The sequence below is a fragment of the Alkaliphilus serpentinus genome (genome assembly GCF_009017255.1).
In the GTDB taxonomy this organism is placed as follows: Bacteria; Bacillota; Clostridia; order Peptostreptococcales; family Natronincolaceae; genus Alkaliphilus_D; species Alkaliphilus_D serpentinus.
The window spans coordinates 1-3,329 of record NZ_WBZB01000081.1; the positions used below are offsets into that span (position 1 = coordinate 1).

Annotated in this window: 4 protein-coding genes; all 4 read left to right on the forward strand. The window is 33.5% G+C overall.

Features of this window, described 5'->3' with window-relative positions; all coding sequences use genetic code 11:
* Positions 1-45: 45 nt before the first annotated feature.
* Positions 46-603, forward strand: a complete 558-nt coding sequence (locus tag F8153_RS15820; protein WP_151867327.1) for a flavodoxin family protein — start codon at positions 46-48, stop codon at positions 601-603.
* 101 nt (positions 604-704) lie between these two features.
* On the forward strand, positions 705-1,406 hold the full coding sequence (locus F8153_RS15825) for an FAD-dependent oxidoreductase (protein ID WP_151867328.1): 702 nt from the start codon (positions 705-707) through the stop codon (positions 1,404-1,406).
* 367 nt (positions 1,407-1,773) lie between these two features.
* Positions 1,774-2,421, forward strand: a complete 648-nt coding sequence (locus F8153_RS15830; RefSeq protein ID WP_151867329.1) for a potassium channel family protein — start codon at positions 1,774-1,776, stop codon at positions 2,419-2,421.
* Between the two features lie 194 nt (positions 2,422-2,615).
* Positions 2,616-3,101, forward strand: a complete 486-nt coding sequence (locus F8153_RS15835) for a ferritin-like domain-containing protein (RefSeq protein ID WP_151867330.1) — start codon at positions 2,616-2,618, stop codon at positions 3,099-3,101.
* Positions 3,102-3,329: the final 228 nt, after the last annotated feature.

Sequence of the window (3,329 nt, forward strand, 5' to 3'; positions counted from 1 at the left end):
GTGTCAAAACTTGACACTACCTCTATCATATAGGAGGTAATCACTATGAAAAATGTTGTAGGAATTGTAGGAAGTCCAACAAAGGATGGTAATGTAAGTACTCTATTAAATCAAATATTGAAGGGTGCCGCTGACAGTGGGGCTCAAACAAAGATATACCACCTAAATGAAATGAATATAAAGGGCTGTCAGGGATGTAGGGATTGCCTCAAGGAAGGAATTTGCAGCACAGAGGATGATATGGAGGAGATTCTTAGGGCCATTATAGGAGCGGATGCTGTTATTATAGGAAGTCCTATATATATTTGGCAGGTATCAGGACAGACAAAGGTCTTTATGGATAGGTTATATCCAATGATTGATGAAAAGCATAAGCCACGATATGGAAGTAAGAAATTAGTAATGGCATACACCCAAGCAGCTCCCTTTAAATTTATTTTTGGTAAATATTATCGATATATGAGGAAGGTATTTAATGCTATGGGCTTAAAGCATGTTAAAGATATTGTTGTTACTAAATGCTTTGAAATAGACGCTGTAGCTAAAAATAAAAAAGCTATGGAAAAAGCCTATGATATTGGCATGGCCTTAAGTCTAGGCTAGTTTAATCTTCAAGCAAAGGGCTATAATTTTATACCATAATTTGTTAGTACTTAGAATTATGGGGGTATTAAATAAAAATAAAATAAAGGAGGGAAAAGATCATGTTTTCATTGAAGGATATTTTACCGATATTTAAAAAGTATGAGTTAGAGTTAATTAAAAAATATAAAGAGGCTGGAGATATATTTACCTTTATATTTGAGTCTCCTGAGGGGATTGATTGGAAGGCAGGACAGCATGGAATTTTTACAATTAAACATGTGAAGATTCAGAAATCTACAAGGGCCTTTAGTATAGCTTCATCTCCACAGGAAGGTCATATAAAAATTTCAATGAGAATTAGTGAGAATCCCAGTCAGTTTAAAGGAGCTTTAATGGATTCAGAGCCCGGTATGAAAATCAGTATGAGGGGACCCATCGGATCCTTTTACATTAAAAACAGTAAGCCAACACTATTAATAGCCGGTGGTATCGGAATAACCCCCTTTAGAGGAATACTTAAGGACTTAGCATTGGTGGATCAGGAAAAACCAAGAAATATTCAATTAATATACTTGGATAGTTCTAAGGATTATGTCTATAAGGATGAACTAGATTCATTGATTCAAGACTTAAACCTAGTCGTTAAGTATTTGAGCGACAGGGAAACTATGAACAAAGAGATTAGAAGCTACATTTCTTATTATGGAAATGAAGGGAATTATTTCGTAGTAGGTCCAGAGAAAATGACAGATGCTGTAACAAAGCTGTTAAAGGAAGAAAACATTAAGAATATAATTAAGGATACCTTTATAGGATATTAAAAGTCTTATGCACTTCCAAAAGTTAAAGAAAACTAAAGATTAATGGATATTAAGTGAGGGTAGTAATAGGAATTGATGCTTGGCCTTTAAATTTCATTTAAAACCAACTGAAGCAGCTGAAATTAACCTTTGTTTTCAATTGTGAAAAATGCTATTCTTTTATCAAGACATGTATTTTATATATGTCTGTTAAAGGGGAGTAACTACCTATAACAGGTGATAAAGTCAACATCCGACAGAAGATTAATGCTGTCTGGCTTTATCCTTTGAGAATTCAAAGCTGTAAGACCTTTAGCTTTATTTTGTCAAGTGATAAAATATGCTAAAGGTTTTTTTATGGATATATAACCTACGAAAGAGGTGCTGAATGAAACAATTTGTAATTATAGGCTGTGGTCGCTTTGGCTCAAGCGTTGCTAAAACCTTATATAGAGCAGGCTACAATGTTTTGGCCATTGATAGGGATGAGGATACAATCCAAGAGGTAAGTGAATATACCACCCATGCTGTTCAGATGGATGCTACGGATGAAAGCTCTTTACGTTCTCTAGGAATCAGAAATTTTGATGTTGCCGTTGTTGCTATAGGTTCGGATATACAGTCATCTATACTAATTACCCTAATGGTAAAGGAGATGGGTGTTAAGTATGTTGTTGCAAAGGCTTTAGATGAACTCCAAGGTAAGGTCCTAACCAAAATTGGAGCAGATAGAATCATCTATCCAGAAAGAGATATGGGTGTTAGAGTAGCACAGAACCTAATATCCGTTAATATATTGGATAATATTGAACTGTTATCAAATTATAGTGTTTTCGAGATAGTTGCCCTTAAAGAATGGATAGGCAAAAGCCTGCAAGATTTAAACCTCAGAAAAAAATATGGAATAACTGCTCTAATCATCAAGAGTGGTGATAAGGTAACTCCCTTACCAGAAAGTACAGCTATTTTAAAGGAAAATGATATTCTTATCGTATTGGGAAATAAGGATGATTTAAAGAATTTTGATATAGTATAAAAGAGGCTATGAGTTAGACATATACCATAATAGAAGGATTCTATTTCTGTTGTAGCTCTTCCATTTAAATTAAAAAATCTCAGGAATCATTGTAAATAAGTTTATGAATTTTTGTAAAGGGTATATCTTTCATAAATCACTCATATCAATCATAACTATTTGTAGGATAGTAATATTTTTAAGGAGGCTGATTTATGAATTATTTAGATTTTGCAATTAAGATGGAGCTTGAAGGAGAAAAGTATTATAAAGAACAAGCAGAAAAAAACAAAGATAATAGACTACATACCATTTTTACCTTTTTGGCCAAAGATGAAAAAGCTCATGCTGAAATATTAAGAAATAAGGCTGCAGAATTGCCCTATGATTTGGAGGATGATAATGCACTGTCAGAGTACAAAAATGTATTTCAATCTGAAGAGGACTTTAATCTTAATATAAAAGCTAAACCCCAGCAGATAGATGCCTATAGAATGGCTTTAGAAAAAGAAAAGGAAAGCATTGAGTTATATGAAAATATGCTCTCTCAGTCTCAGGACCCAATATCAACAGAACTATTCAAGTATCTAATAGAACAGGAGAAGTCTCATTACCAAATCTTCGAGAACTTGGTTGCCCATTTATTAAAGGCTAAGGAATGGGTGGAGGCTGCTGAATTTAATATTAAAAAAACCTATTAACTACATACTAAAGGTCAAGGGTTTACCTTGACTTTTTTCATTTAATAGGAAAGTTTTCTTTTTTCCTATTAAATGGGGGATTTTAAGGGGGTAACCCCCTTATAAAAATAAGGAGAGTACAACGAAGTGTCCTAGAGAACGCATGGGTTCTCTGGAAAACAAAAGCATTTTAACCATAGAAAATTAACGCATGAAATGCTTTTGTTATTTAAGAGTTTTTGATCTTTA

Bases quoted from the DNA above. Each gene is read 5' to 3' on its own strand.
- F8153_RS15825 (WP_151867328.1), top strand. From the start codon at position 705: ATGTTTTCATTGAAGGATATTTTACCGATATTTAAAAAGTATGAGTTA.
- F8153_RS15830 (WP_151867329.1), top strand. From the start codon at position 1,774: ATGAAACAATTTGTAATTATAGGCTGTGGTCGCTTTGGCTCAAGCGTT.
- F8153_RS15835 (WP_151867330.1), top strand. From the start codon at position 2,616: ATGAATTATTTAGATTTTGCAATTAAGATGGAGCTTGAAGGAGAAAAG.
- F8153_RS15820 (WP_151867327.1), top strand. From the start codon at position 46: ATGAAAAATGTTGTAGGAATTGTAGGAAGTCCAACAAAGGATGGTAAT.